The 25,566-nt window shown below is 66.6% G+C and carries 28 protein-coding genes and 1 tRNA gene; 18 read left to right on the top strand and 11 right to left on the bottom strand.

The window, feature by feature from the left end:
• Window positions 1-237 precede the first annotated feature (237 nt).
• Both AC5P67_RS12580 and AC5P67_RS12575 read right to left on the bottom strand, forming a co-directional pair.
• Complete coding sequence (locus AC5P67_RS12580) at window positions 238-2,019, bottom strand: peptidoglycan-binding domain-containing protein (protein WP_049459382.1); 1,782 nt, start codon at window positions 2,017-2,019, stop codon at window positions 238-240.
• 42 nt (window positions 2,020-2,061) lie between these two features.
• On the bottom strand, window positions 2,062-2,481 hold the full coding sequence (locus AC5P67_RS12575) for a lysozyme inhibitor LprI family protein (protein ID WP_225792009.1): 420 nt from the start codon (window positions 2,479-2,481) through the stop codon (window positions 2,062-2,064).
• 220 nt (window positions 2,482-2,701) lie between these two features.
• Between AC5P67_RS12575 and dusA the strand changes: the two genes are divergently transcribed.
• From dusA to AC5P67_RS12555, 4 genes are all read left to right on the top strand, one after another.
• Entirely contained in the window at window positions 2,702-3,733 is a 1,032-nt protein-coding gene (gene dusA, locus AC5P67_RS12570) for a tRNA dihydrouridine(20/20a) synthase DusA (RefSeq protein ID WP_111189349.1), read from the top strand.
• A 213-nt stretch (window positions 3,734-3,946) separates the two neighbouring features.
• The gene (locus AC5P67_RS12565) at window positions 3,947-4,321 is read left to right on the top strand and encodes a hypothetical protein (RefSeq protein ID WP_005407693.1); all 375 of its coding nucleotides are present in this window, start codon (window positions 3,947-3,949) and stop codon (window positions 4,319-4,321) included.
• Window positions 4,322-4,394: 73 nt separating this feature from the next.
• A complete protein-coding gene (locus AC5P67_RS12560) occupies window positions 4,395-5,078 on the top strand; it encodes a response regulator transcription factor (RefSeq protein ID WP_004136763.1) in 684 nt (227 codons plus the stop codon).
• A gap of 25 nt (window positions 5,079-5,103) precedes the next feature.
• Window positions 5,104-6,528 (top strand): ATP-binding protein, encoded by a 1,425-nt coding sequence (locus AC5P67_RS12555; protein WP_032953760.1) that lies wholly within the window; start codon window positions 5,104-5,106, stop codon window positions 6,526-6,528.
• A gap of 947 nt (window positions 6,529-7,475) precedes the next feature.
• Here the strand turns inward: AC5P67_RS12555 and AC5P67_RS12550 are convergent.
• Window positions 7,476-8,267, bottom strand: a complete 792-nt coding sequence (locus tag AC5P67_RS12550; protein WP_181453215.1) for a M90 family metallopeptidase — start codon at window positions 8,265-8,267, stop codon at window positions 7,476-7,478.
• Complete coding sequence (locus AC5P67_RS12545) at window positions 8,234-8,512, bottom strand: hypothetical protein (protein ID WP_005411956.1); 279 nt, start codon at window positions 8,510-8,512, stop codon at window positions 8,234-8,236. The genes AC5P67_RS12550 and AC5P67_RS12545 overlap by 34 nt, the downstream gene beginning before the upstream one ends.
• Window positions 8,513-8,656: 144 nt before the next feature.
• Here AC5P67_RS12545 and birA point away from each other — a divergent pair, with 144 nt between their 5' ends.
• From birA to AC5P67_RS12515, 6 genes are all read left to right on the top strand, one after another.
• Window positions 8,657-9,622 carry a bifunctional biotin--[acetyl-CoA-carboxylase] ligase/biotin operon repressor BirA gene (gene birA / locus AC5P67_RS12540; RefSeq protein WP_043035430.1) on the top strand — a complete coding sequence of 322 codons (966 nt, stop codon included), beginning with the start codon at window positions 8,657-8,659 and terminating at the stop codon, window positions 9,620-9,622.
• Window positions 9,619-10,350, top strand: coding sequence for a type III pantothenate kinase (locus AC5P67_RS12535; RefSeq protein WP_005407698.1), 732 nt, complete (start codon window positions 9,619-9,621; stop codon window positions 10,348-10,350). Before birA ends, AC5P67_RS12535 begins: the two co-directional genes overlap by 4 nt.
• Window positions 10,351-10,359: 9 nt before the next feature.
• Window positions 10,360-11,214, top strand: a complete 855-nt coding sequence (locus AC5P67_RS12530) for an SPOR domain-containing protein (RefSeq protein ID WP_005411958.1) — start codon at window positions 10,360-10,362, stop codon at window positions 11,212-11,214.
• 40 nt (window positions 11,215-11,254) lie between these two features.
• Window positions 11,255-11,330 (top strand) — tRNA-Thr (locus AC5P67_RS12525).
• Between the two features lie 191 nt (window positions 11,331-11,521).
• Complete coding sequence (locus AC5P67_RS12520; RefSeq protein WP_005407702.1) at window positions 11,522-11,827, top strand: type II toxin-antitoxin system RelE/ParE family toxin; 306 nt, start codon at window positions 11,522-11,524, stop codon at window positions 11,825-11,827.
• 40 nt (window positions 11,828-11,867) lie between these two features.
• Entirely contained in the window at window positions 11,868-12,170 is a 303-nt protein-coding gene (locus AC5P67_RS12515) for an addiction module antidote protein (protein WP_005407703.1), read from the top strand.
• A 257-nt stretch (window positions 12,171-12,427) separates the two neighbouring features.
• Here AC5P67_RS12515 and AC5P67_RS12510 read toward each other — a convergent pair whose 3' ends face one another.
• A complete protein-coding gene (locus tag AC5P67_RS12510; protein WP_005407704.1) occupies window positions 12,428-12,727 on the bottom strand; it encodes a hypothetical protein in 300 nt (99 codons plus the stop codon).
• Window positions 12,728-12,807: 80 nt separating this feature from the next.
• Window positions 12,808-13,215 carry a hypothetical protein gene (locus AC5P67_RS12505; RefSeq protein WP_005407705.1) on the bottom strand — a complete coding sequence of 136 codons (408 nt, stop codon included), beginning with the start codon at window positions 13,213-13,215 and terminating at the stop codon, window positions 12,808-12,810.
• Window positions 13,216-13,809: 594 nt separating this feature from the next.
• On the opposite strand from AC5P67_RS12505, the gene AC5P67_RS12500 reads away from it, so the two are divergent.
• Entirely contained in the window at window positions 13,810-14,580 is a 771-nt protein-coding gene (locus AC5P67_RS12500; RefSeq protein ID WP_005411960.1) for a DUF3011 domain-containing protein, read from the top strand.
• Window positions 14,581-14,604: 24 nt separating this feature from the next.
• On the opposite strand, the gene AC5P67_RS12495 is transcribed toward AC5P67_RS12500, so the two are convergent.
• The gene (locus tag AC5P67_RS12495; RefSeq protein ID WP_005411961.1) at window positions 14,605-14,952 is read right to left on the bottom strand and encodes a hypothetical protein; all 348 of its coding nucleotides are present in this window, start codon (window positions 14,950-14,952) and stop codon (window positions 14,605-14,607) included.
• A gap of 130 nt (window positions 14,953-15,082) precedes the next feature.
• Between AC5P67_RS12495 and rocF the strand changes: the two genes are divergently transcribed.
• The 3 genes from rocF (at window position 15,083) to AC5P67_RS12480 (ending at window position 16,729) form a co-directional block, all read left to right on the top strand.
• Window positions 15,083-16,003 (top strand): arginase, encoded by a 921-nt coding sequence (gene rocF, locus AC5P67_RS12490; RefSeq protein WP_005407709.1) that lies wholly within the window; start codon window positions 15,083-15,085, stop codon window positions 16,001-16,003.
• Window positions 16,004-16,163: 160 nt separating this feature from the next.
• A complete protein-coding gene (locus tag AC5P67_RS12485) occupies window positions 16,164-16,301 on the top strand; it encodes an entericidin A/B family lipoprotein (RefSeq protein WP_005407710.1) in 138 nt (45 codons plus the stop codon).
• Between the two features lie 206 nt (window positions 16,302-16,507).
• Window positions 16,508-16,729, top strand: a complete 222-nt coding sequence (locus tag AC5P67_RS12480) for a CsbD family protein (RefSeq protein WP_004153772.1) — start codon at window positions 16,508-16,510, stop codon at window positions 16,727-16,729.
• Window positions 16,730-16,802: 73 nt separating this feature from the next.
• Here AC5P67_RS12480 and AC5P67_RS12475 read toward each other — a convergent pair whose 3' ends face one another.
• Window positions 16,803-17,612, bottom strand: a complete 810-nt coding sequence (locus AC5P67_RS12475) for a hypothetical protein (RefSeq protein WP_111118130.1) — start codon at window positions 17,610-17,612, stop codon at window positions 16,803-16,805.
• 108 nt (window positions 17,613-17,720) lie between these two features.
• On the opposite strand from AC5P67_RS12475, the gene AC5P67_RS12470 reads away from it, so the two are divergent.
• From AC5P67_RS12470 to AC5P67_RS12455, 4 genes are all read left to right on the top strand, one after another.
• A complete protein-coding gene (locus AC5P67_RS12470) occupies window positions 17,721-19,013 on the top strand; it encodes a tryptophan--tRNA ligase (RefSeq protein ID WP_049395252.1) in 1,293 nt (430 codons plus the stop codon).
• 124 nt (window positions 19,014-19,137) lie between these two features.
• The gene (locus tag AC5P67_RS12465; protein WP_043035191.1) at window positions 19,138-19,434 is read left to right on the top strand and encodes a hypothetical protein; all 297 of its coding nucleotides are present in this window, start codon (window positions 19,138-19,140) and stop codon (window positions 19,432-19,434) included.
• 242 nt (window positions 19,435-19,676) lie between these two features.
• Entirely contained in the window at window positions 19,677-20,609 is a 933-nt protein-coding gene (locus AC5P67_RS12460; protein ID WP_111118131.1) for an MBL fold metallo-hydrolase, read from the top strand.
• A gap of 105 nt (window positions 20,610-20,714) precedes the next feature.
• Window positions 20,715-22,367 (top strand): M28 family metallopeptidase, encoded by a 1,653-nt coding sequence (locus AC5P67_RS12455; RefSeq protein ID WP_111193885.1) that lies wholly within the window; start codon window positions 20,715-20,717, stop codon window positions 22,365-22,367.
• Window positions 22,368-22,529: 162 nt separating this feature from the next.
• On the opposite strand, the gene AC5P67_RS12450 is transcribed toward AC5P67_RS12455, so the two are convergent.
• The 3 genes from AC5P67_RS12450 to AC5P67_RS12440 all read right to left on the bottom strand — a co-directional run bounded on the left by AC5P67_RS12450 (window position 22,530) and on the right by AC5P67_RS12440 (window position 25,559).
• Window positions 22,530-22,829 carry a hypothetical protein gene (locus AC5P67_RS12450; RefSeq protein ID WP_109337525.1) on the bottom strand — a complete coding sequence of 100 codons (300 nt, stop codon included), beginning with the start codon at window positions 22,827-22,829 and terminating at the stop codon, window positions 22,530-22,532.
• A 67-nt stretch (window positions 22,830-22,896) separates the two neighbouring features.
• Window positions 22,897-24,231: an MFS transporter gene (locus AC5P67_RS12445; protein ID WP_099523346.1), complete on the bottom strand. Its 1,335-nt coding sequence runs from the start codon at window positions 24,229-24,231 to the stop codon at window positions 22,897-22,899.
• A 221-nt stretch (window positions 24,232-24,452) separates the two neighbouring features.
• Complete coding sequence (locus tag AC5P67_RS12440) at window positions 24,453-25,559, bottom strand: ABC transporter permease (protein WP_225792006.1); 1,107 nt, start codon at window positions 25,557-25,559, stop codon at window positions 24,453-24,455.
• Window positions 25,560-25,566: the final 7 nt, after the last annotated feature.

The raw sequence follows: 25,566 nt of genomic DNA, 5'->3' as shown, positions 1-25,566 counted from the left end.
GTACTGACCACTTGGGGAAAGCTACGGACGGACTTATCTGTCGTCAAAACGTCGACGCGATCAAACCGGATCGGCTACACCGCGAGGCCGACTCCCTCGAAGCGTGGGCACGCTCCGGGGCGCAAGACCTCGCATTTGCGACAATCCTCGACGCACCTCAACCAACGCCCTCGTCGGCCTCAAGCCGACGAGGGGTGAGCAAGGCAATGGCACTCGCAGGCCCGTGGGCCCGCTCTCTTACGCCATCATGGCCCGCGGGCCGTGCTGCTGGGTCTGCTGGTCGATCTTCTGCTGCTCGCGCTGCTGATCGCTCACCTGCAATGCCCGCTCGCTGTTTTCCTGCACGCTCTGGCGCATCGCGTCCGCCGTCGATACCGGCGCGGTATTGCGGTTCAACGCGCTTTCGTCGTGCAGTGCATTGGCCTGCACCGCGCGCGCCATCGAGCCATCCTGGTTCAGTTCAACGCGATCAACCCGGTACAGGCCGGCACGTGCAGCTTCCACGGTAAGCGCAGCGGCCAGCTTCTCGCTATGCTCGCCGGAGGGCAGGCCACGCGCTTCCTCGGCGAACTTCACCTGCACCAGGGTCTCGGTGTACAGCCAGTTCTGCGGGCTGCGCGGGTCGGACATCGGGTACACCGTCTCGCGCGCAGGCTCGGCCGCGGCCTGCTGCCCCGGGGTGTTGCCCTGTGCCTGCGCACGCTGCTGCACTTCATTGGCCAGCGCCTGGCGGGTTTCCGCATCGGCAATGCCGGTCGCGGGCAGGCCATGCTGCTGCTGGAAAGCGTTGATCGCATGGCGGCTGCCGCCGCCCAGATAGCCATCGCTGCCGATGGTCTGGCCCTTGGCGTCGGTCAGCCCCAGCGCGGCCAGGTTGCCTTGGAGTTCGCGCGCGTCGCGGTCGATCGCGGCCAGCGTGGCTGGCCCGGCCTTGCCGTCCACCGGGTCCAGGTTGTGTGCGCGCTGGAAGTCTTCCACCGCCTTGCGGGTGGTGGCATCGAAGCGCCGGTCCGGATTCAGCGTCTGCTGGCCGCCAGCACTGGCATAGCCCAGCGTGACCAGATTGCTTTCCAGCTTCAGCACGTCACGGCCGCTGGACCCTTCCTTCAACGTCTGCGAACCGGCTTGCTGGCGCGGTGCGCCGATCTGGTCCAGCGCCACCTTGATGTCCGCATCGTTGTGCTCACCGGCGGGCGAGTAGTCGCGGCTGCTGACCTTGGCATGGGCGCGGTCCATTGCGTCCTTGTTGTTGGCGTAGGCATCTTCGTAGCGCACGGCGATGTCGCCGGCCTTGGGCGCGTCGAAGTACTGGTAGGTCTCGCGGATCTGCCCGGCCTTCGCGCGCAGCGCCTCGTAGTCACCGCCTTCTTCCAGCACCTTCTGCAGCTTGGGCAGCTGGCTGGGCAACTGGTTGGCGGTCTTGGCGATCAGGCTGATCGCTTCGAAGCGGTTTTCCTCGGCGATGCCGCTGCCGTGTGCGTCCACCATCGCCATGCCGATCCGGGTGGCGTTGCGCACCTGCGGGTAGTCGATGTTCGCGTGGATCCACTGCTTGCCCTCGGCCGAACCGGCCCAGGCGTTGATGCTGTCGCGCGTGTTGGTATCGATGAACTGGATCGAGCTGCGCCCGCTCAGGCCATTGCCGTGGCTGAGCAGGTCGCGGCGCAGGTCGGCGTGGTCCTGGGTGAAGGGCAGGTTGTGCGCCTTGGCATAGGTGCTGGCCTGATCGATCACGGCGTCGACATAGGTCGTCTCGCCCGCCTTCAGTGCGTGGCCGTCGATGGCGCCCAGCGCCCACTCGCCGCGCTGGCCGAAGTCGACCTGGATCGCGCCCAGGCTGTAACCGCTGTTCTGCGCGACTTTGTTCACCGTGCCCCAGTGCGGTTCGGTCACGCCCTGGGTGATGCCGGCGATGGCCAGATGGTAGGAGGCGGGACCCCCTTCGGTACCACGGCCGACGGCGAAATACACGGCGCCGGAGGTGGCATCGAGATCATGGGTATCGATGTTGGTTGGCATGTCTTACATCCTTGTGCAGTCAGAGGGTCTGCCCCTCAAGGGTCAGTCCAGCAGCTGCAGATACTTCTGCAGCTGGTCGGCACGCGCGCTCAGGCGCATCACATCGTTCAGCTCGCCCTGCAGGTTGCCGGGCTGCGAATCGTCGTACAGCGCGGTATCCAGTTCGCCATCGCGGCTGCGCGACTGCAGCCACGCGCGCTGGGCATTCACCAGCTTGGTCTTCTTTGCGCCACTCAGCTTTGCCTGCAGCTGGCGGTAGGCCTGGTTCAGGCGCTGGTCCTGGCGTGCGCTTTCCGAGGTCAGGCAGGCGGCCTGCTCGATCGCACCCTGTGCCTTGTCACGGCAGGTGGTGAAGGTCGGGCTCAGCCCGGTGGCAGCCGGTGCTGCGGTTGCCGTGCCGATGGCCAGTACGGCAACCGCCAGCGCGGTGGCGAGGGTCCTGCTCAAACGCTTGTGCTGCATCATCTGCTCCACACGTCCAATCCATTGCGAGCGACGGACTATAACGGCGTCAATATTTCGTCGTCGTCAACGAATCGCGACAACTGTGACCGGTTGCCCGTCATTGTGGGTTGGCGCCGTCCCGCCTGCGGACCGCCCTCGGGCCCGGGCGCCCCAGCGCTGTCCGGGCGCCAGCCGCCGCCATTCAGCCGAGCGGTGTAAACTATTGATCTCACTGGCAATGCCAGTCTCCACGATCAACACCCCGATGACGTCCGCCACCGCCCGTTACGCTGATTCCCTGCGCCTGTCCGTTGCCCCGATGATGGACTGGACCGACCGCCATTGCCGCGTGTTCCATCGCGTGCTGGCGCCGGGTGCACGCCTGTACACGGAGATGGTGCACGCCAACGCGGTCATCCACGGCGACCGCGAGCGCCTGCTCGGCTTCGACCGCAGCGAACAGCCGCTGGCGCTGCAGCTGGGCGGCAGCGATCCTGCCCTGCTGGCGCAGGCTGCGCGCATTGCCGCCGAGTGGGGATACGACGAGGTCAACCTCAACTGCGGCTGCCCGTCCGACCGCGTGCAGGCCGGGCGTTTCGGCGCCTGCCTGATGCGCGAGCCGGTACTGGTGGCCGAGTGCGTGGCGGCCATGGTCGATGCGGTCGACATCCCGGTAACGGTGAAGTGCCGCCTGGGCGTGGACGAGGACAACGACTACGACGTGTTTGCCAGCTTCGTCGACCGCCAGGTCGCCGCTGGTGCGGCGATGGTGGTGGTGCATGCGCGCAACGCGTGGCTGAAGGGCCTGTCGCCGAAGGAGAACCGCGAGGTTCCGCCGCTGAAGTACGACTGGGCCTACCGCCTGAAGCAGGAGCGCCCGGCACTGCCGGTGGTGATCAACGGTGGCCTGGCCAGCATCGAGGCGGTACAGGCGCAGGCCGCGCACGTCGATGGCGTGATGCTGGGCCGGGCGGCCTATCACGACCCCTATCTGCTGCATCAGCTGGAGGCGCTGCACACCGGCGCCCCGCCACAGGCACGTGGTGACCTGCTGCGCGCGATGCGCCCCTACATCGAGGCGCGGCTGGGCGAAGGCCTGGCGCTGAAGCACATCACCCGCCACCTGCTCGGCCTGTTCCATGGCCAGCCCGGTGGTCGCGCATTTCGCCAGGTGCTGAGCGAGGGCGCACACCGCCCGGGCGCCGGCTGGAGCCTGATCGAACAGGCCTTGGCGGTCACCGAACGCGAAGCTGATCGCGCCGCAGCGTGACGTCGGTCACGGTCCTGACTTGACAAGGGGCGGCGATTCGTCCCGAATGTTCACCTAGATGAACGACGCGAGCGCAGGGCCGGAAAAGTTCAGACCGGATTCACTGCCCCAAACCAAGAATTTGCAAAGGATTTGTAAAGCGCCGGGTCCCGAACCCGGCTCCCGGATTTACGACTTTTGAACGAATCGCCGTGCTCGGCTAGGATCGCATCGATGTCTTCCGCTCCCTTCCATCGCCGCATTGCCCTGGCCACCTGCGTGGTGCTGGCGGCTGCGCCGCTGTCTTCGGCGCTGGCGCAACAGCCGCCGCGTGGCGATCAGGGGCGCGCGGAGATGATGGAGCGGGGCGAGCGCGGTGGCCGTGGCGACGAGCGCTCGCTGTCCGATGCCGTGCGCCGCGTGCAGCGCACCACCGGCGGCCACATCCTCGGCGCCGAGCGCGTGCCGTTCGATGGGCGTGACATCAACCGGGTGAAGTACATGGACGACCGGGGCCGGGTCCGCTACATGGACGACCCCGCACCGTCGCGTTCACAGCCGCGCACGCCGCGGTCGGATATGTCATCACTACGCGGCGATAACCCCTGAACAGGGATAGTTGTCGCTATCAACCCGTACCCCACAGGCCTCCGGGCCACACCCAGGACACTAGGGAGAGTTCATGCGTATCCTTCTGGTCGAAGACGAAGCCCCGCTGCGTGAGACCCTGGCAGCCCGGCTCAAGCGCGAAGGCTTTGCCGTCGATGCTGCGCAGGACGGCGAGGAAGGCCTCTACATGGGGCGCGAAGTTCCGTTCGATGTCGGCATCATCGACCTCGGCCTGCCCAAGATGTCGGGCATGGAGCTGATCAAGGCCCTGCGTGACGAAGGCAAGAAGTTCCCGGTGCTGATCCTGACCGCGCGTTCGAGCTGGCAGGACAAGGTCGAAGGCCTGAAGCAGGGCGCCGACGACTACCTGGTCAAGCCGTTCCACGTCGAAGAGCTGCTGGCCCGCGTCAACGCGCTGCTGCGCCGCGCTGCCGGCTGGAGCAAGCCGACCCTGGAATGCGGCCCGGTCGCCCTTGACCTGGCTGCGCAGACCGTCAGCGTGGCCGGCAGCAATGTCGACCTGACCAGCTACGAATACAAGGTGCTGGAGTACCTGATGATGCACGCCGGTGAACTGGTCTCCAAGGCCGACCTCACCGAGCACATCTACCAGCAGGACTTCGACCGCGACTCGAACGTGCTGGAGGTCTTCATCGGCCGCCTGCGCAAGAAGCTGGACCCGGATGGCGAACTGAAGCCGATCGAGACCGTGCGCGGCCGCGGCTACCGTTTCGCGATTCCGCGCAACGAGGGCTGAGCCGGCTCAGCCTGGCGAGACCATGATGTCCGGCCGTCTGTGGTTCTTCCGACGCTGGCGGCCGCGCTCCCTGCAGGCGCGCCAGATGCTTGCCGCGTCCGTGGGCTTGGTCGCGTTCCTGGCCCTGGCCGGTTACGCACTCGACGCCGCCTTCGCCGATACGGCGAAGGCGAACCTGCGTGAGCGCCTGAAGAACTACGCCACCGCGTACGCGGCCGGCATCGACTTCACCCGCGACCGCTCGCTGTACATCCGCGAGCAGCCGCCGGATTCGCGCTTCGACGTGCCGGGCAGTGGCCTGTACCTGCAGGTAGTGATGCCGCACGGCAAGGGCAATTCGATGTCCGCCGAAGGCCCGATGCTGCCCACCGTCGGCGGCGGCCTGCTGGCGCCACGCCAGGAAGTGTTCGAAGGCCCGCTGCCGATGATCCAGATCGACGGCAGCCAGGGTTCGGTGTACCGCTATGGCCTGGGCCTGGTGTGGGACGCCGACGCCGACCCGGCCACCGAATTCCCGTACACCATCTATGTGATGGAAGACTCGCGCGCGCTGGGCGCGCAGCTGCGCGTGTTCCGTGGCCGTGTCTGGTTCTACCTGGGCGGCATCGGCCTGATCCTGCTGCTGCTGCAGACCGTCATCCTGCAGTGGAGCCTGCGTCCGCTGCGTCGCGTGATCACCGAGCTGACCAAGGTGCAGCGCGGCGAGACCGAGCGCATGAGCGAGCGCCACCCGCGCGAGCTGGAACCGCTGACCGACAGCATCAACGCCTTCATTGAAAGCGAGCGCGAGAACCTCGAGCGCCAGCGCAACACCCTGGCCGACCTGGCACACAGCCTGAAGACGCCCATTGCGGTGCTGCGCACGCAGATGGACAGCGGCGCGGGCGATGGCGCGCTGCGCGAAGAGCTGGACGTGCAGCTGCAGCGCATGAACAACCTGGTTTCGTACCAGCTGGCACGTGCTGCGTCGTCGGGCCACAAGCTGTTCTCCGCGCCGCTTCCGATCGAGTCCAACGCCGAGGAAATCGTACGTGGCCTGGAGAAGGTCTACGCCTCCAAGGGCGTGCTGTGCGAGTTCGACATCGATCCGGCCGCGCGCTTCCACGGCGAACCGGGCGACCTGCAGGAACTGCTCGGCAACCTGCTGGAAAACGCCTTCAAGTGGGCCAACCGCCGCGTGCTGCTGACCGCGCAGCCGCTGCCGGCACCGAACGCGCGCCGCGCAGGCCTGCTGCTGGCGGTGGACGACGATGGCCCGGGCATTGCCCCGGACGACATCGGCAAGGTGCTGCAGCGTGGTGTGCGTGGCGACGAGCGCGTGCAGGGCCACGGCATCGGCCTGTCGATCGTGCAGGACCTGATCAAGGATTACCGCGGCGAACTGGCCGTCGGCCGTTCCAGCGAACTGGGCGGCGCCCGTTTCGAAGTGCGTTTGCCGCCGGGGCCGTAAACCTTCGCAATCGGTAGTGCTGGCCGCTGGCCGGCAACTTCATGATCTTCGGTGGCATTACCGGGTTGCCGGCCAGCGGCCGGCACTACCGTGTTTCGATCTTCGGCGGCTCGCCGTAGAACCGCCGCAGCCACGCGTTCCCGTCCGCCGGGCATCGCCTGACGCAACAGCGCGTGGTGTTCCGGTAGTGCCGGCCGCTGGCCGGCACCCTCATGCTCTTCGGTGGCATTACCGGGTTGCCGGCCAGCGGCGGGCACTACCGTGTTTCGATCGTCGGCGGCTCGCCATGGAACCGCCGCAGCCGCGCGTTCCCGCCCGTCCGCCGGGCATCGCCTGGCGCAACAACGCAGGGTGTTCCGGTAGTGCCGGCCGCTGGCCGGCAACCTCATGATCTTCGGTGGCATTGCCAGGGTGCCGGCCAGCGGCCGGCACTACCGTGTTTCGATCGTCGGCGGCTCGCCGTGGAACCGCCGCAGCCACGCGTTCCCGTCCGCCGGACATCGCCTGGCGCAACAACGCGTGCGTAGTCCGGTAGTGCCGGCCGCTGGCCGGCACCCTCATGATCTTCGGTGGCATTGCCAGGTTGCCGGCAAGCGGCTGGCACTACCGTGTTTCGATCGTCAGCGGCTCGCCATGGAACCGCCGCGGCTGCGCGTTCCCGTCCGCCGGGCGTCGCCTGACGCAATAACGCGTGCGTAATCCGGTAGTGCCGGCCGCTGGCCGGCACCCTCATGATCTTCGGTGGCATTGCCAGGTTGCCGGCCAGCGGCCGGCACTACCGTGTTTCGACCTTTGGCGGCTCGCCGTAGCACCGCCGCAGCCACGCGTTCCCGTCCGCCGGGCATCGCCTGACGCAACAGCGCGTGCGCAATCCGGTAGTGCCGGCCGCTGGCCGGCACCCTCATGATCTTCGGTGGCATTGCCAGGTTGCCGGCCAGCGGCCGGCACTACCGTGTTTCGATCCTTGGCGGCTCGCCATAGAACCGCTGCAGCTGCGCGGCCACCTCCGGCAACGCCTGCTGCAGCAGATCCGGTGCCGAGAAGTGATACTCGCTGGCCACCGCGAAGAACTCCTCCGGTGCCTCGGCCGCGTACGGGTCGATCAGCGTTTCCTCACCCGCATCCACCTGCGCGCAGAAGGCGTCGTAGGAACGCTGGAAGGTGGCTGCCCACTCGCGCTGCCACTCGCGCGGCAGTGGCGGCGTGCCGTCCATCGCACCATCCAGCGCATCCAGCTTGTGCACCATCTCGTGCACCGCCACGCAGTAGCCCTCGTGCGGCGTCGCCAGGTCGGCCTGCACATCGGCCCACGACAGGATCAACGGACCGCTGTCCCACGACTCGCCAATCAGTTCGTCATCCCACTCATGCAGTACGCCGGCCGCATCCATGTGGCTGCGATGTACGCGGAATGCATCGGGGTAGACGATCAGCTGCGACCAGCCTTCCAGACCCACCTCGCCGAACTCCAGCAGCGGCAGGCAGCACAGTGCCGCCAGCAGCACGCCATCGCCGGCATGCAGCTGCAGCTCGCCGATCGGCGTGATGGTCTTCTCGTGCAGGAAGCGCGTGGCCAGCAGGCGCAATCGCGCGCGGCGTTCGTCGTCCAGACCGTGCAGCCAGGCGGCGCGGCGGCAGGCCTCATTCCACAGTATATCGTCGATCGGCCGCGGCGCAGGCCGCAGCCACTGCAGCAACGACTTGATCAGCGGAACATTCCCGGCAGGTAGCTGTGCCACTTCGGTGCGCGGATGCGCTGCAGCACGTCGTCATCGCTGCCACCGCCGCCCGTGCTGGTGTTGGCTGCCGGGCGGACCGGTGCCGGCTTGGTGGTGGCGGCCGAAGCGGTCGCGGTCGGTGCACGCTGCGAAGCGGCATCGCCGTTGGAGGACACGCAGGCGCCGCGGCTGTCGTCCAGCGCTGCCGTCGCAGACGCCGCGAAGGGCATCGTCAGCAGGATCAGGCAATGGGCATAACGGCGCATTGACGACATCCACGTTAAGGGAAGGTGAGTTCCCGATTCTAGCCCGAACCCGGCGCCCCGTTGGAAGCCCCCGCGGAACCCAGCGTGGCGGGCGCCGCTGGCGGCTTTCCCGCATAATTCCTTCCTGACTTCGTGGAAGCTGCCGTGGACGACCGCCAATTGCTGGCCAAACTCGCTGCCGGTCGCCTCTCCGGCGACGCCCTGGCCCGTGAGCTGGGCCAGACCCGGGCGGCCATTTGGAAGCGTATTCAAGGACTTAGAGCCGCCGGTGTAGACATCGAGGGGCGTGCAGGTGAGGGCTATGGCCTGACCCGCCCGGTCGACCTACTGGACCCGGACGCGATCCGTGCCGGCCTGCCTGCCGGCGTCCAAGCCCTGCTGCACGACCTGCAGGTCGCCTGGACAGTGGACTCGACCAACGCCGAATTGCTGCGTTGCAGCGCGCCCCAGCGCGGGGTGAGCGTCCTGCTGGCCGAGCGCCAGACCGGCGGCCGCGGCCGTCGCGGCCGTACGTGGGCGTCGCCGCTGGCCGCGCATATCTACCTGTCGGTGCTGCGGCTGTTTTCCGGTGGCCTCGGTCGCCTGGCCGGGCTGAGCCTGGTGGCCGGCATCGCCGTGGCCGAAGCGCTGCACGACCTGGGCTACACCCAGGCGCAGCTGAAGTGGCCGAACGACCTGCTGGTCGATGGCCGCAAGCTGGTCGGCCTGCTCGCAGAAGGCGGTGGCGAATACGCCGGCCCGGCGCGCGCGGTGATCGGCATCGGCATCAACACGCACATGCCGCCGTCCTTCGCCGAGCAGATCACCCAGCCGTGGGTGGACCTGGACACGCTGGCCGGCAAGCCGGTGGACCGCAACGTGGTGGTTGCTGCCGTGCTGGCGCGCCTGCTGCCGGCACTGGAAGAATTCGATCGCGAAGGCCTCGCTCCCTTCCTGCCGCGCTACGCCGCGTTCGACATGCTGGCCGGTCGCGAAGTACGGGTGGAACTGGAAGGGCAGTGGCAGCATGGCACCGCACTCGGCCTGGCTGATGACGGCGCCTTGCGCGTGCGCATCGATGGCCGTGAGCGCCTGCTGCACGCCGGCGAAGTCAGCGTGAGGGCGGCATGAGCGATTGGTTGTTCGACCTCGGCAACTCGCGCTTCAAGTTCGCGCCGTTGCAGGGTGACCGTGCCGGTGACGTGCAGGCCTGGGCGCATGGCGCCGAAGGCATGGCCGGACAGCCGCCGCACAGCCTGCCCAGCGGCACCACCGCGTTCGTGGCCAGCGTGGCCGCACCGTCGCTGACCAGCGCGATGCTGGACCAGCTGCAGCGTCGCTTCGAGCACGTGCACGTGGTGCGTACCAGCGCCGAATGCGCCGGTGTGCGCATTGCCTATGCCAAGCCCGAAAAATTCGGTGTGGACCGCTTCCTGGCCCTGCTGGCCGCGGCCAAGGCGCAGCGCCCGGTGCTGGTGGTCGGGGTGGGCACCGCACTGACGATTGATCTGCTCGACGCCGACGGCCAGCACCACGGTGGCCGCATTTCCGCATCGCCCACCACCATGCGCGAAGCACTGCATGCCCGCGCGGTGCAGCTGCCGGCTACCGGCGGTGACTACAGCGAATTCGCCAACGACACCGCCGACGCGCTCGCCTCCGGCTGCGATGGTGCGGCCGTGGCACTGATCGAACGCAGCGCACAGCAGGCGCACACGCTGCTGGGCGTTGCGCCCTCGCTGCTGGTGCATGGTGGCGGCGCACCGGCGCTGATGCCGTTGCTGCCTGGCGCCGACTACCACCCCTCGCTGGTGCTGGATGGCCTCGCCCGCTGGGCGGTGCACCAGCCCGCAGGCTAGTATCCGCGCATGCTGACCCGTGCCCTGATCGTCGTACTGGCCATCCTCAATCTTGGCGTCGCCTGCTGGTGGCTGCTGCGCGATGCACCGCAGAAGCCTGCGCCGCCGCCGCAACCCGCCGGCGTGGCCGAGCTGCGCTGGGTGCCCGGTGGCGTGGATGCCGCTGCGGCCGCCGAAGCCACGGCCGCCGCGCCGACCGCGCCGTTGATGGAGCGCGAACCGGCGGAGAAGACGGCCGTGGCTGTAACGCCGGCGCCCGCCGCCCCGGCCAAGCCGGAGATTGCCAAGCCGCAGGCGGCTGAGGCTACGCCGGTTGCTGCCGCTGCCAAGCCGGCAACACCGCCTGCACCGACCCCGACCCCGGCACCGGAGAAGCCCGCAACCCCGCCCGCGGCCGCCGAGCCGCCGCGCTGCGTCGCGCTGGGCCCGTTCGCCGACCGCGCCGCCGCTACCAGTGCGCAGGGCAAGGCCAGCACGCTGCTCAGCCAGGTGCGCCTGCGCGAACAGCCTGCTGCCAGCGGCAGTGCCCGTTACCGGGTGATGCTGCCGGCCGCCGCCAACCGCGAAGAAGCCCAGGCCACCGTGAAACGCATCGTCGCCGCTGGCCTGAGCGACTACTACATCATCAGCCAAGGCGAGGAGGCCAACGCCGTGGCGCTGGGCCAGTACCGCAACCGCGAAGGCGCCGAGCGGCGCATGGCGGCGGTGCAGGCCGCCGGCTTCCAGCCGCGCCTTGTCGCCAGCGGCGACGCCGGGCAGTGGTGGCTGGAAGGGCAGCTGGCGGCAGGCACGCAACCGGCCCAGGCCCAGCAGCGCAGCGGGGCGGCACAGAGCCGGTCGCTGGAATGCGCAAGGTTGCGCTAGAATCCCCGGACCGCGGCGCTGCCGCCGGTGATCCACCCATGCCGCTTTAGCTCAGTTGGTAGAGCAACTGTCTTGTAAACAGTAGGTCATCCGTTCGATTCGGATAAGCGGCACCAATGGGCATCTGCCAATCTCTTTTTGCAGCGGCTGCGCGTTGGCCAGTCGGGCGCCGATCCCGCCCCCCCTCCTTCCTTCTCCGCTGTTCTCCCTCGCGGCGTGTGATGCGTCGCTCTGCACTTCCCTGCGCGCGATCCTGATTGTTGAACCTGATTGTTGAAAGTATGTAGCCAGTAGGCTACATTTCTCCATGAAGATCCAGCGTACCCGTCAGTTCGCGACATGGATTGACGCTCTCAAGGACGTAACCGCACGCGCTCGCATCCTGGCCCGTATCGGTCGGCTCGCTGAAGGCCATCCTGGTGATCACCGCTATCTGGCGGATGGCGTTTCTGAATTGCGTATCGATGCAGGACCCGGTTACCGCGTGTACTACACCCAGCGGGGCAGGCAGTTGGTGATTCTTCTGGTCGGAGGCGACAAGGGTTCGCAACAGCGCGATATAGAGAAGGCCAAGGAGATTGCGCGTGCCCTGCGAGCATCGAACTGGTTGTAGGCGAAACGACTCAATACCGAAGTACTGGAGCTGTCCCATCATGGCTATCAAGAAGAAAGTTGAACTCGAAGCATTTGATGTGGCCGAACACCTTCATACACCGAAGGAAATGGCGGCCTATCTCGATGCATGCATCGAAGAAAGCGACGGCGATTCGGCATTCATCGCCAAGGCGCTGGGCGATATCGCGCGTGCCCAAGGGATGAGCAAGGTCGCACGTGCGGCGGGCCTGTCGCGGGAGAGTCTGTATCGTGCCCTGTCTGGCGAGCGCAGCCCTGATTTCTCGACCATCCTGAAGGTGACTCGTGCCCTGGGTGTGCGCCTGCATGCCAGCGCTGCATGAGCGTACGTGCGGACCTTGATGCGTTGGCACGTCGCTGGACGTAAAGCGCACGGAAAAGCATGAAAAAACCGCCTTTCGGCGGTTTTTTCGTCCCAAGCCGGTGAGTCAACTCAATGACGCGGCAAAGGAGGAGTCGTTTGGCCATTCTGGCTCGAAGCAGCTTGTGTGCCACGCTGCGCATTGATGCCTCACGCGTCTGCCGTTGCCAGATCAAGGCATTCGGCGCGAACAGGTTCAATCAAACCGGATGATGCGGATCAACCCTTTGTTGATGATCCGTCTCCGAAGGCGGCCAACGTGCCACAAGTGAACACCTCCTTCGCACCTTCGTAATTGATGAATGAGATTGTGCAATTCGCCCGCGTTCCAGGACGGATCCGGGCGATGGCTCTGTCATTCAGCACGAAGCTGTACCACATGAGTTCAGGGCTTATGGACAGCGCCATGGGGCGCGCGGTGGAGGCGATCATCTCGGCAACAGCGCCGCCGCGCGAATCCACTTCGTCCAGCCGCAGCTCAACGAGGACAGGTTTCAGGTTTGGGTAGGGTGTGCTCATTCCAGCAGCGGGTCTGCCTGATTCGTTCGTCGGGGTTGCGGCGTGTTGAATCTGTGCGTTGGAGACGCCAATGTTCCGCATTATTGAGCCCCGCCCACCTGCAACGCCACATACTCCGCCAGCCCCCGACAGGCCAGCATCAGCCCTTCGCGCGTGCCATCGCCGATATCGTCCTTCTCTTCCCCGTCCACGCGCACGCGCTCTGCGGCGTGATACAGCTCCAACAACGACACCAGGCCGACTGCGGCGCGATCCCGGCGTGCGGCGGCCACGGCCTGGCCGGGTGTGCTGGCGGGCCCCGTCCACGGCTGTCCGTCGGCGGCATCACCGGCGCGGATGCGCTGCAGGCATCCGGGCAGGTTGATCGGCGCAGGGGCCTCGTTGGCGGCGGCGAAAGCGGCTTCCAACGGCTGCGCCAGTTCGGGCGGCAGGCGCAGGGCAGCCTCGCCCAGGGTGGCGGTCAGGTACGGGTGATGGGCCTTGGGCATGCGGGCATCCTCGTCGGGAACAGAGGTGCCACCCGAGGAGGGTGGCGGGCGATGCGTGGCTTCCAAGACCGGGTCAACGAATCGGCGGGCACGAGGCCCCCACGCACCGCCCGCCGTCGATCGGCTAACGGATTGCCAGCCGGCGCCGTACTTGGGAGGACGACGCCGGCTGGCAAGCGTATACATCGTTGACAACACGGGCTTGGAAGTCCCGGCCACCCTCGCAGGTGGCGATTCATCATGCGCACGTGAAATCACCGCCTGCCAGTCGTTTGTTTCGATGGCATCGGGTGATCTGAAAGGAAAAATGAATTATCGCGTTTGGCCCGTTTCGAGCATTGCAATGCCAGAAGCGACATTTCGCGCGGGGCTGCAACCAACGATGAATCCTGGTGCGTCATTGCTGTCGCAGGGCCTTTCATCGCCCAGGAAGTAAAGCTGGCTTAACTTCCCCGGCAGGGCTTCCAGAACACCTTACCAGACATGAATCCCCACGCGCGCTACCCGGAAATTGATATTCCTCACGGACAGCCCGCAGCGCTCCACCGCATACTGCCGCCACACGCCCATCCTGGGCCCCTTCGGGATCCGCACATGCGTCGCCATGCCCTGTCGCTCACCGTCGCACTGGTATCCACCGCCTTCGTGGTCCCAGCCATGGCCGCGGTACCGTTCTTCAACGCCAGCTGCCCGGGCGGCATCGATGTGCACGCCGACGAAGGCGGTCCGGTCTACGTGCAAGGCCGCGAGACGGCGTTGAAACGTTTCAACGACCGCTATTTCGAAGCACGCGATGCCAACAGCGGCATCACCCTGTCGATCAGCCGCAACGATGACGGCTCGCCGCAGGTCAGCTACACCGGCCGAGGCGGCGCCACTGGCATCTGCCAGGTCAGCAGCCGTGGTGCGCCCGCGCCCGCCACAAACAGCGCCCGCCCTGGCGACGCTGCCACCGGGGATGCCGCGCTACCGCGCGAAGTCACTTGCGAATCCACCGGCCAGCAGCAGGTGTCGTGCGATCTGAATACCCGTGGCAATGTGGAGATCGTGCGCCAGCTCAGCCGCACCCGCTGCGAGGAAGGCAAGAACTGGGGCCTGTCGCGGCACTCGGTGTGGGTCAATGGCGGCTGCCGCGCGGTGTTCCGCAATGTGTCTTCGGTGACCACCCCGGCGCCGTCAGGCGATACCGCACTGGGGGCCTGCAATGTGCGCAAGGGCGCGCAGGGCGCCCTGGTCACCCAGATGCCGGTGGGCAGCGATTACCAGGAACTGATCATCGATTATCCCGACGGCCGCTTCCTGTGCATGATGCGCAACAACGGCCAGGTGCAGAGCCTGACGCCGGTTCGCCGCCGCGGACGCTGAGCGCGCAGCGGGTTGGGGCAGGCTTCAGCCGCAGGACTTATACAGCAACACCCACGCCAGCATCAGGGTGAACATGCCAACGAAGGTCAGGCCGAACCATAGCGCCGCCAGCTTCACGTTGCCGATCAATGCCGTCGCCACACGGGGCAGCTCGCTTTTCAGAATCGGGTGTTCGGCGTGTGCTTTGCGCAGACGCTGCCAACCCAACCCGAGGAATACCAGGGTCGAGAGCGGCACCAGCAGGAGCGTCGCCTGCATCAGCCAGCGGTACGGCGATGCATCGATCGAGCTGCTCAACAGAACCGCAAAAGCGGCGATGGGCAGCGCGCCCATGAAGAAGCGTGGCCAGGCGGTGTTGATGAAGGGCGACATCGCAATCTTCCATGAAAGGTGGTCGGGACCGCGCGGCATCATGCCATGCAATGGCCCTGCTGCACCGCCGCGAGTGGTGTCACACAGCTCTGGCTAGACTGTGCTTCTTTTTCCCCCGCAGGAGGCACCCATGGCCCATCCCATTTCCGTATCGCTGATTGGCGTTCCCACCGATGTGGGTGCGGGCCATCGCGGTGCACGGCTGGGGCCGGAAGCGCTGCGCGTGGCTGGGCTGCCGGAAGCGCTCGAGGCGCGCGGCGTGGATGTGCGCGACCTGGGCAACCTGGATGGTCCGCGCAATCCGTGGACCGCGCCGGTGGAAGGCTACCGCCACCTGGATGAAGTGGTGGCGTGGAACCACGCGCTGATGGAAGCCAGCTATGCCGAACTGCAGGCCGGCCGCATGCCGATCATGCTCGGCGGCGACCACTGCCTGGGCATCGGTTCGATCACTGCCGTGGCACGCTGGTGCCGCGAGCAGGGCAAGACCCTGCGCGTGCTGTGGCTGGATGCGCATTCGGACTTCAACACCAGCGATGTCACTCCATCGGGCAACATCCACGGCATGCCGGTGGCCTGCCTGTGCGGCCTCGGCCCGAAGGCGCTGACCCACCTCGGCGGCAGCGCACCGGCGATCACCCCCATCCAGGTGCACCAGATCGGCATCCGTTCGGTGGACCCGGAAGAGAAGCGCCTGATCAAGACCCACAAGGTGGATGTCTACGACATGCGCTACATCGACGAGAACGGCATGAAGCGCGCGGTCGAGGCAGCACTGGCGGGCATCGACGAGAACACCCACCTGCATGTCAGCTTCGATGTGGATTTCCTCGACCCGAGCATCGCACCGGGCGTCGGCACCACCGTGCCGGGCGGGGTGAACTACCGCGAGGCGCAGCTGGTGATGGAGATGATTGCCGACACCGGGCGCATGGGTTCGCTGGACATCGTCGAGCTCAACCCCTTGCTGGACAAGCAGAATGCCACCGCCGAACTGGCCGTGGACCTGGTCGAAAGCCTGTTCGGCAAGTCCACCCTGATGCGCGACTGAGCTCTCCGCCTGAACGGATCGATGATCCGTTCACACGCGCTCCACGCCCCTGCCGCCAGATTGCACATCACGCGGCGGCAGTGGCATTGGCTCCTTCCGCCGAGCGACCGAACCCCATCCGCGAATGAAGCGGTATAGCGGCGAACCCAAGGAGAAGCCCATGAAGCGCGTAGTTGCCCTGATGCTGTTGTCGATGTTCTCGGTGGCCCTGCTGGCCGGTTGCAACACCGTTGCCGGTGCCGGCAAGGACGTGCAGAAGGCTGGCGAAAAGGTTGAGGATGCCGCCAAGGGCCGTTGAGCCTGAAGTGGACGGAAAGCAAAAAGGCCGGGGGGACCTCCCCGGCCTTTTTTCTTGCGCGTTTTTCTGCAGCGTACGTGTCGAAGCGTAGTGAACCATTCAAGCAGGTGAGCAGTGCTTTCATGGTCGGTTGACCGGCGCTCAACAGCCGCTGCGCGAAGCTGTAGCCACGGTAAGAACGCCGTTGCAACCAAGGACTCCCAGCAATGAACAAAGACATCATTTCCGGCAAGTGGTCGCAGCTGAAGGGCAAGGCCCAGGCCAAGTGGGGCGATCTGACCAACGACGACTTCGATGTGGCTGAAGGCAATGCCGAGTATCTGGCCGGCCGCCTGCAGGAACGTTATGGCTGGGCCAAGGATCGCGCTGAGAAGGAAGTCCGTGAGTTCCAGGATGCCGTGAGCAAGGACTACCCGGACTACAAGTAAGCGCTACGGTTTTCCCCCACGGCACAACGCCCGCACCGAGAGGTTGCGGGCGTTGTGCTGTCTGGGCGGCCGATCAGCGCGCCGGCGGGTCCGGCACATAGCGGTTGGGGAACGCCTGCGGTTCGCGCGGCAGGCGCGACGGCGGTGTATCGACCAGGATGCCGCGCGCGCGCAGATTGCGGGCGCTGTCGTAGCGCAGCTGCAGAACCTGCGCCGGGCTGCGGCTGGCGCGTTCGAAGTCGGTATCGCGTACCGACGACTGCTCGCGTGCGCCGTGGCCGGTGCCCAGCGCAGGGGCCTGTGACTTGCTGGCATAACCCTCGATGCGGCTGTTGCTGGCGCTGGCATCGGCCGCCGCTTCGGCCGTCGGGGCCGGTGCCGGCAGCGGCAGGCTGCGGCGCAGGATCGGATCCGGACGCCAGCGGCGCGCTTCCTCGAACACCGCCACGCCGACCACGCCGATGTTGTCCGGGCGACCGGTGCGGATGGCATAGCTGCCGCTGGGGCTGCTGAACACGAACTGGGCCACTTCATCCTGGCTCTTGCGCCAGCCGGTGATGTCGGCGCGCTGGCCGGGGTTGAGCACGTAGCCGGTCTGCGAGGGATCGGCATCCTCGCCGGAGATGGCGTTGACGCCGTCTACCGACAGCACCACCAGCACCCGGCGCGGGCTGTCGTTGTACAGGCGCACGGCGTAGCGGTGGCCGCGCTCGCCGGCCACCCAGCGCTGGCCCTCGGCAGGGTAGCTGCGCAATTCGGTGCCGCGGTCGCGGTCGACCAGAGACATGCGCACGGGGCCGCCCTCGTAGGCCGGCGGCGGCATCGGGGCGGGGCGGAAGCCGGCCAGGGGCAGGATCAGCAGCAGGGGCAGCAGGCGTTTCATCGGGCGTCTCCAGCGGGGTTGCGTGAATGAACGCGCCGCAGGCCCTGACGGGGTTGGTGGCGTGCAAGGTAAACTGGCCCCGTTCATCGAAGGTTACCCCACGCAGTCATGACCACCCGAGTCCTTACTGGCATCACCCCCTCCGGCACGCCCCACCTGGGCAACTACGTTGGCGCCATCCGTCCGGCCATCGCGGCCAGCCGCGCGCCGGGGATCGAGAGCTTCTTCTTCCTGGCCGACCTGCACAGCCTGATCAAGTCCCAGGACCCGCAGCGCACCCAGCGCGCGACCCTGGAGATCGCGGCCAGCTGGCTGGCCTGTGGCCTGGACCCGGAACACGTGTGGTTCTACCGCCAGAGCGACATCCGCGAGACCACCGAGCTGATGTGGTTCCTGACCGCGATCGCCAGCAAGGGCATCCTCAACCGCGCGCACGCCTACAAGGCGGCGGTGGACAAGAACCGCGAGGAAGGCGTGGACGAGGACGCAGGCGTCAGCGCCGGCCTGTTCATGTACCCGGTGCTGATGGCCGCCGACATCCTCATCTTCAAGGCCAACCAGGTGCCGGTGGGCCGTGACCAGATCCAGCACATCGAGATGGCGCGCGACTTCGCCCAGCGCTTCAACCACGTGTACGGCAAGGAGTACTTCCCGCTGCCGGACGTGGTGATCGACGAGCAGGTGGCGACGCTGGCGGGCCTGGATGGCCGCAAGATGAGCAAGAGCTACCACAACACCATTCCGCTGTTCGTGCCGCGCGAGGAGCTGAAGAAGCTGGTGTTCTCGATCCTGACCGACTCGCGCGCACCCGGCGAGCCGAAGGACACCGAGGGCTCGGCGCTGTTCCAGATGTACCAGGCCTTCGCCACCCCGGAACAGACCGCCGAATTCGCCAAGGCGTTCGCCGCCGGCATCAGCTGGGGTGACGCCAAGCAGCAGCTGTTCGAGCGCATCGACAGCGAACTGTCGCCGCTGCGCGAGCGCTACAACGCGCTGATGGCCGAGCCGGAGAAGATCGAGGCGCTGCTCAAGCGCCGTGGCCAGCAGCTGCGCGAGCAGCTGGCGGCACCGCTGCTGGACGAGCTGCGCCATGCGGTGGGCCTGCGTGACCTGTCCAGCGCAGGCGATATCGCCAGCGAGGACGCCGGCGTGGCCCGCGTGGCACCGCCACTGTTCAAGCAGTACCGCGAGAAGGACGGCCGCTTCTACTTCAAGCTGACCGCCGGTGACGGCACGCTGCTGATCCAGAGCGAAGGCTTCGATTCGCCGCGCGACGCGGGGCAGTTGATTGCCGTGATCAAGCAGGCGGAGCAGGGTGACCAGCTGCAGAGCGAACTGTTCAAGCTGGAAGCCGAAGTGGACGCCGTGCTGGCGGCCCTGGCCATGCTGCGCGAAGCGTAAGGGTAGGGCCGGCCGCTGGCCGGCAACTGCATAGGAAAACGCCGGCCAGCGACCGGCACTACCCGCGAACGAAGGTCATGGCATGATGTCCGCGCGCCTCCGGCGCGATGACATGGAGTCTGCGATGGCCTGGTTGTCGCTGCTGCTGTTCCTGCCCTGGTTCCTGCTGCTGGGCAGCCTGTACTGGCTGTTCCCGCGCCAGCCGCGCACCCCGCGGCGGCGCCTGTTCGATGGCACCACCCTGCTGCTGGCCTTCGCCCTGAGCATCGCCTCGATGCTGTGGGGGTATCGACTTGGCATGGCACAGCCCGGCGCCGGCCCGATCTGGCCGCAGGTACTGGCGGTGCTGTACGCCTACGGCGCATTCCTGGCGGTGCTGGTGCTGGCCCTGCTGCTGCGGCCGCGGTTCGCATTGCGCTGAACCTGCCCTTGCGCACCCGATGGACCTGCGGTTGGTTGGCCTGCGCTTGCCTGCGCTTGCCCTTGGTAGAGTCGACTGTGAGTCGACTGCTCTTCTGGAAGCCCGCGCTGCGCGCGACAGTCGACTGACAGTCGACTCTACCCGGCCACAACCCGGCACCACCCGACCAAAGCCACATCGAACCCGGACCGCCCGCGCGCCTACCATGGGCGTCTGTTCCCGATCCTGCCAGGTGCGTGCCGATGATCGCCGACCCCAGCATCCACACCATCGATACCGGCTTCCAGCGTCCCGACTTCGACGCGGCCTATCTGATCGTTGAAAACGACCGCGCCGCGTTCGTCGACTGTGGCACCGGCCTGTCGGTGCCGGCGATGCTGCAGGCGCTGGCCAACGCGGGTCTGGCCGTTGATGCGGTGGACTGGCTGCTGCTCACGCACGTGCACCTGGACCACGCCGGCGGCGCCGGCCTGCTGATGCAGCGGCTGCCCAACGCAAAGGCAGTGCTGCACCCGCGCGGTGCGCCGCACATGATCGACCCGACCCGGCTGATTGCCGGTGCCACGGCGGTGTACGGTGCCGAGGAAATCGCGCGCAGCTATGGTCGTATCGAGGCCATTCCCGAACATCGTGTGGTGGTGGCCGAGGACGGCCACCGTATCGACCTGGCCGGCCGCGAGCTGGTGCTGCTGCACACCCCGGGCCACGCACTGCACCATTACTGCGTGTGGGATGCGCGCAGCCGCAGCTGGTTCACCGGCGATACCTTCGGCATTTCCTACCGCGAGCTGGACAGTGCGCAGGGGGCCTTCATCTTCCCGACCTCGTCGCCGGTGCAGTTCGATCCGGAGGCGATGAAGGCCTCGATCCAGCGCATGCTGGGCTATGGCCCGCAGGCGATGTACCTGACCCACTACGGCCGCGTGGAGCAGGTGCAGAAACTGGCCAACGACCTGTTCGAACAGATCGATGCGATGGCCACCATCGGCCGCCAGTGCGATGGCCGCCCCGACCGCCACCGCTGCCTGCTGGCCGCGCTGCAGGCGCTGTACCTGGAACGTGCACAGCTGCATGGCTGTGCGCTGGACGATGCGGCGGTGATCGCTGTTCTGGCGATGGACATCGAACTCAACGCGCAGGGCCTGGCCTGCTGGCTGGACCGCATCAGCAGGTAGACCCACGCCATGCGTGGATGACGTGGGCCCAGGCTGCGCCGTGATGTCACGACCACGTTACACTCTGGTGACTTCCAAGCTAGCCGTGGTACTGCCGTGAATCCGATGCGCGTGTTGCTGCTGTCGTCCTGCCTGTTTGTCGGTGGCCTGGCCCATGCGGCCAACGACCTCCCGGGTGGCGGCATCGATCCGCAGGCTCTGTCGCGGCACGTGCGTGTGCTGGCATCGGATGAATTCGAGGGTCGCGCGCCGGCCACCGAGGGCGAAGAGCGCACGGTGCAGTACCTGATCGAGCAGTTCCGCAGCTACGGCCTGCAGCCGGGTGGCGTGGATGGCAGCTGGGTGCAGCCGGTGCCGCTGGTGCGCGCGCAGCTGGACGGGCCGGCCAAGGCCAGCCTGTCGCTGAAGCAGGGCAAGCGCGCGCTGGCCAACGGCGTGGACGTGACCCTGCAGAGCCTGCAGCCGCGCAAGCGCGTGCAGATCAAGGACGCGCCACTGGTGTTCGTCGGCTATGGCATCGACGCACCGGAACGCCGCTGGAACGATTACAAGGACGTGGACCTGCACGGCAAGATCGCCGTGGTGCTGATCAACGACGCCGATTTCGAGGCCGATGCACCGGGCGCGTTCGATGGCAAGGCGGTGACCTATTACGGACGCTGGACCTACAAGTTCGAGGAAGCCGCGCGCCGTGGTGCCGAAGGCGTGCTGATCGTGCACGAAACCGCGCCGGCCGCCTATGGCTGGGCCACGGTGAAGAGCTCGGGCACCTCGCCGCTGTTCGACATCGAACGCGGCCAGGCCGAGGCGATGGCGCAGCACACGCCGCTGCGTGGCTGGATGCAGCGCGAACTTGCCGAGGCGATCTTCGCCGACGCCGGCCTCGACTTCGATGCCGAGAAGCGCAAGGCGATGCGTGCCGACTTCCGCCCGGTGGCACTGGACAACGCGAAGCTGAGCGTGGATTTCGCGCTCAAGCGCGAGCAGGTGGTGACCCGCAACGTGGTGGCCAAGCTGCCCGGTGGTGAACACGCCGACGAGGCCGTGATCTTCTCCGCGCACTGGGATGCCTTCGGTATCGGCCAAGCCGACGCCAAGGGCGACCGCATCCGCCGTGGTGCGATCGACAACGCCACCGGCGTGGCCACGGTGCTGGAACTGGGCCGCGTGTTCGCCGCCGGCCCGCAGCCGCAGCGCACGCTGTACTTCGTGGCCCTCACCGCCGAAGAGAAGGGCCTGCTGGGCGCCAGCTACTACGCCGCGCATCCGCTGGCGCCGCTGGACAAGACCGCTGCAGTGCTGAACATCGAGATGTTCAGCCCGGATGGCGCGACCCGCGACATCGCTTCGTGGGGCAAGGGCCGGGTGTCGCTGGAAGGCGACCTGGAACGCGTGGCCAAGGCCCGCGGTCGCAGCTACAGCCCGGACCCGAACCTGGAGGCCGGCTTCTTCTACCGCGCCGACCACTTCGCCTTTGCCCGCCTGGGCGTGCCGGCGATCACCATCGGCCCGGGCCTGGACAAGCTGGACGGCGGTGTTGAAGCCGGCCGCGCGCTGCGCGAGAAGTATTTCGCCGACTGCTACCACCAGGCCTGCGATGCCTGGACCCCGAGCTGGGATCCGAGCGGCCACGCGGCTGACACTCTGCTGGTCTACGACCTGGGTGCCGAGCTGGCCAACAGCCGCCGCTGGCCGACGTGGGAGAAGGAATCGGAGTTCCGCGGCGCGCGCGACAAGAGCGAAGCGGCCCGCCGCTGAGGCTCGGGACCGGCGGGGTGTCATGTCATTTCGCCGGGGGTAGAGTCGACTGCCAGTCGACTATCGCGCGCAGCGCGGGTTTTCCGGTGCCGACAGAGAGAGCAGTCGACTAACAGTCGACTCTACCGATTGCGGATTGCTATTGCCGGCCAGCGGCCGGCACTACCTGCGCCGGCGCAGCAGCGTCCATGCGCCCCAGCCGCCGGCCGCGAGCGCTGCCAGATAGCACGCCACCATCGTGCGCAGGCCAACCGGCGACCCTGCATTGATGCCGCGATGCAGGCGCAGTTGCAGCGAGCTGTGGCCGCTGCCCAGGTCCACCGCCAGCTGCAGCGCCAGCGCGGCGCAGAACACCAGCAGGGCGACCCCGAACCCGGTGCGTGGCCACGCGACCTGTGCGCTGGGGCGGCGCAGCAGCCAGGCCAGTGCCGTGGCTGCGGCCAGCGCCGCCGCGATCCACATCAGTGGCGTGGCGGGAGATGCAGCGGCCACCGGCAGTGCACCGGCGGCCGCGATCACGGCAACGCGCTTACTTGCGGGTGCCGTCGAGCCAGTTCGGGCCCTTGTTGGTGAGGAAGAACACATAGACCACCAACGATACCGCGATTGTTGCGGTCACGTAGATGGCGAACCAGTCGACGTGGCCGGTCTTCAGCGCGCCCTGGTACAGCAGCGGGGCGGTGCCGCCGAACAGCGAGTTGGCCAGCGCGTAACCCAGGCCTACGCCCAGCGCACGCACGTGGGTGGGGAACAGCTCGGCCTTTACCACGGCATTGATCGAGGTGTAGCCGGTGAGGATGACGAAGGCCAGTGCCAGGGTCAGGAACGCCAGCGTGGCGTCGTGCTGGTGCGGCAGCTGGGTGATCAGGTACCAGCTGTACAGCACGCCGCCGACACCGAAGAACACCAGCAGGGTCTTGCGGCCGATGATGTCCGACAGCCAGCCGCCGACCGGCTGCAGCACCATCAGGAACGCCAGCACGCCCAGGTTGATCAGGGTGCCGGTCATCGGGTCGTTGCCCGCGAATGCGCTCTGGATCATTTTCGGGCCGTTCACCGAGTAGGTGTAGAAGGCCACGGTGCCACCGGCGGTGATCAGGAAGCACAGCAGCAGCGGCCGCCACTGGTGCACGAACAGCTCGTACATGGAGCCGGACTTCTGCGCCTTGCCCACGCGCGCAGCTTCGATCGACGACTCCGACAGCGATTCGTCCATGCCGCGGCGCAGCCAGAACACCACCACCGCGGCGATGCCACCGATGCCGAAGGCGATGCGCCAGCCCCACTCGGAGATCTCCGGCTTGCCCCAGAAGGTCAGCATCAGCAGCAGGGTCAGCTGGGCCAGCACATGGCCGCCGACCAGGGTGACGTAGTGGAAGGAGGACAGGAAGCCGCGACGGCCGGGAATGGCGGCCTCTGACATGTAGGTGGCGCTGGCGCCGTACTCGCCGCCGGTGGCGAAGCCCTGCAGCAGGCGCGCGAACAACAGGATGACTGCGGCCCAGATGCCGATGCTGGCGGCGGTGGGGGTGATGGCGATCAGGAACGAGCACAGCGCCATCAGCGTGACCGAGACAGTCAGCGCCAACCGACGGCCGTGGCGGTCGGCGAAGCGGCCGAAGAACCAGGCACCGATCGGGCGCATCAGGAACGTGGCGGCGAAGATCGCCCACACGTACATCGTGGAGTTCTTGTCGTCCGGCGAGAAGAACTGCGATTCGAAGTACACGGCGAACACCGAGTACACGTAGACGTCATACCACTCCACCAGGTTGCCGGCGGAGCCTTTGAGGGTATTGGAGATCGACCGGCGCAGCGCGGCGCCGTCGGTGCGGGTGACAGCGGATTGGGACGTGGTGCTCATCCGGGTGGGAATCCTCGATGCGGCGCTTCCGTGCGGGAAAGATCGGTGCCAGCCGCGCGCGGGGCGCTGACGGCCAGCCTCCTAGGTACTGCATCCCACGTCAACGCCGGGTGCCGGAGGGGCGGGGCAGGGCATGGGACCGCACAGGGTGACAGCGCAGGGGGGCAGGGACCATAGCTAATACGTCGTAAGGAGAGCCGTTGCAGCCCTTCTCGGCAGCCTCAATCAGACGATGTATGCGTTGGTTCAACCGGGGAAACGATGGCAGTCCTGAAGTTGCTGCGGGCCCACTTCCGCAAAAGTGCTGCCGTGAAGGCCAGAAGCGACAGGGACAGCGCGATCTCCCAGATCGGCACATTCACGTACAGAAGCCGAACCGGCATTGCAGCCATTGACGTGAAAGGAAAAAGGGACATTACGTGCATGAATGCACCGTCGGGCGTCCGCAGGCCAGCAAATCCAATCATGATCATCGTCAGTGGGAAAGCCGGGAGCGTGTTGCGGAAAGCTGAATGCGGTGATCGAATCGCGGTAGCGCACGCGGCGAAAAACCAGTTCCACAGCATGAGCCCCAGAAGGCAGAACACGAGCAGGCCGAGCATCACCTTCCAACTGCCTTCGGCAAAGGTTGCATCCCCACTCGCCGAACCGGACATCAGCGTCCAACCGATTGCACCGTAGACCCCATACACTGCCACCGTCTTCAATCCATGAAGGATGGACGCGGCAACTTTGCAGTCGAGCCAGAGCCCAGGTGGCGCTGCACTCAGGATCATTTCTGTAGCATGACCAAAGCGCTCTCCCAGCAGGCCCTGAAAAATCATGCCAAGGCAGCCAAGTATGGCGAGTGTCGTCAGTACCACCATTGCGATTGAAACAGCGGTCAAGGATGTGTCCGCGAAGACCGCGGTGCCCCGAGAGTCAATGACGCGTAGCGAGACTGGTGAGTCCACCTTCCGAAGCTGGTCACGGGTTACACCGAGCAGTGATAGAGAATGTTGACGGTGGAGCGTGTCCAGGCTGCGTTGCAGTTCCCCAAGCCAGCCCGGCGGCTGCTCGGTGTGGAGAATATAGTCTCCGGCCACCGAGGACAGAATTGGTGGATCGCCTGATACCCCATCTCCCAGCGCGTCACTGAAGTGGAAGCGCCCCTCGCTCAGGCCCGCTACTGGAGTGCCTCGCGCATCCAAGTGGACGACGGCTGCAGATTCCCGAGCAAGAATGGCGTCTCCACCCAACTTCACCAATGCGATCACTGCGAGCAATAGAAGACCTGCAACTTCGCCACGAATGTCCAGGTGCCTTCTGAATTCGAACAGGCTGATCATGAAGAAC

The sequence above is a fragment of the Stenotrophomonas sp. YJH_SMC_21 genome, assembly GCF_059369555.1.
Note: the sequence above shows the minus strand (reverse complement) of the source record. Positions and strands in the feature narration are given on the sequence as shown.

What these genes read in the sequence shown, in the direction of transcription:
- AC5P67_RS12580 (WP_049459382.1), bottom strand. Translation starts at nt 2,019, where the DNA reads ATGCCAACCAACATCGATACCCATGATCTCGATGCCACCTCCGGCGCC.
- AC5P67_RS12575 (WP_225792009.1), bottom strand. Translation starts at nt 2,481, where the DNA reads ATGCAGCACAAGCGTTTGAGCAGGACCCTCGCCACCGCGCTGGCGGTT.
- dusA (WP_111189349.1), top strand. Translation starts at nt 2,702, where the DNA reads ATGCCAGTCTCCACGATCAACACCCCGATGACGTCCGCCACCGCCCGT.
- AC5P67_RS12565 (WP_005407693.1), top strand. Translation starts at nt 3,947, where the DNA reads ATGTCTTCCGCTCCCTTCCATCGCCGCATTGCCCTGGCCACCTGCGTG.
- AC5P67_RS12560 (WP_004136763.1), top strand. Translation starts at nt 4,395, where the DNA reads ATGCGTATCCTTCTGGTCGAAGACGAAGCCCCGCTGCGTGAGACCCTG.
- AC5P67_RS12555 (WP_032953760.1), top strand. Translation starts at nt 5,104, where the DNA reads ATGTCCGGCCGTCTGTGGTTCTTCCGACGCTGGCGGCCGCGCTCCCTG.
- AC5P67_RS12545 (WP_005411956.1), bottom strand. Translation starts at nt 8,512, where the DNA reads ATGCGCCGTTATGCCCATTGCCTGATCCTGCTGACGATGCCCTTCGCG.
- AC5P67_RS12535 (WP_005407698.1), top strand. Translation starts at nt 9,619, where the DNA reads ATGAGCGATTGGTTGTTCGACCTCGGCAACTCGCGCTTCAAGTTCGCG.
- AC5P67_RS12530 (WP_005411958.1), top strand. Translation starts at nt 10,360, where the DNA reads ATGCTGACCCGTGCCCTGATCGTCGTACTGGCCATCCTCAATCTTGGC.
- AC5P67_RS12520 (WP_005407702.1), top strand. Translation starts at nt 11,522, where the DNA reads ATGAAGATCCAGCGTACCCGTCAGTTCGCGACATGGATTGACGCTCTC.
- AC5P67_RS12515 (WP_005407703.1), top strand. Translation starts at nt 11,868, where the DNA reads ATGGCTATCAAGAAGAAAGTTGAACTCGAAGCATTTGATGTGGCCGAA.
- AC5P67_RS12510 (WP_005407704.1), bottom strand. Translation starts at nt 12,727, where the DNA reads ATGAGCACACCCTACCCAAACCTGAAACCTGTCCTCGTTGAGCTGCGG.
- AC5P67_RS12505 (WP_005407705.1), bottom strand. Translation starts at nt 13,215, where the DNA reads ATGCCCAAGGCCCATCACCCGTACCTGACCGCCACCCTGGGCGAGGCT.
- AC5P67_RS12500 (WP_005411960.1), top strand. Translation starts at nt 13,810, where the DNA reads ATGCGTCGCCATGCCCTGTCGCTCACCGTCGCACTGGTATCCACCGCC.
- AC5P67_RS12495 (WP_005411961.1), bottom strand. Translation starts at nt 14,952, where the DNA reads ATGTCGCCCTTCATCAACACCGCCTGGCCACGCTTCTTCATGGGCGCG.
- rocF (WP_005407709.1), top strand. Translation starts at nt 15,083, where the DNA reads ATGGCCCATCCCATTTCCGTATCGCTGATTGGCGTTCCCACCGATGTG.
- AC5P67_RS12485 (WP_005407710.1), top strand. Translation starts at nt 16,164, where the DNA reads ATGAAGCGCGTAGTTGCCCTGATGCTGTTGTCGATGTTCTCGGTGGCC.
- AC5P67_RS12480 (WP_004153772.1), top strand. Translation starts at nt 16,508, where the DNA reads ATGAACAAAGACATCATTTCCGGCAAGTGGTCGCAGCTGAAGGGCAAG.
- AC5P67_RS12475 (WP_111118130.1), bottom strand. Translation starts at nt 17,612, where the DNA reads ATGAAACGCCTGCTGCCCCTGCTGCTGATCCTGCCCCTGGCCGGCTTC.
- AC5P67_RS12470 (WP_049395252.1), top strand. Translation starts at nt 17,721, where the DNA reads ATGACCACCCGAGTCCTTACTGGCATCACCCCCTCCGGCACGCCCCAC.
- AC5P67_RS12465 (WP_043035191.1), top strand. Translation starts at nt 19,138, where the DNA reads ATGGCCTGGTTGTCGCTGCTGCTGTTCCTGCCCTGGTTCCTGCTGCTG.
- AC5P67_RS12460 (WP_111118131.1), top strand. Translation starts at nt 19,677, where the DNA reads ATGATCGCCGACCCCAGCATCCACACCATCGATACCGGCTTCCAGCGT.
- AC5P67_RS12455 (WP_111193885.1), top strand. Translation starts at nt 20,715, where the DNA reads ATGCGCGTGTTGCTGCTGTCGTCCTGCCTGTTTGTCGGTGGCCTGGCC.
- AC5P67_RS12450 (WP_109337525.1), bottom strand. Translation starts at nt 22,829, where the DNA reads ATGTGGATCGCGGCGGCGCTGGCCGCAGCCACGGCACTGGCCTGGCTG.
- AC5P67_RS12445 (WP_099523346.1), bottom strand. Translation starts at nt 24,231, where the DNA reads ATGAGCACCACGTCCCAATCCGCTGTCACCCGCACCGACGGCGCCGCG.
- AC5P67_RS12440 (WP_225792006.1), bottom strand. Translation starts at nt 25,559, where the DNA reads ATGATCAGCCTGTTCGAATTCAGAAGGCACCTGGACATTCGTGGCGAA.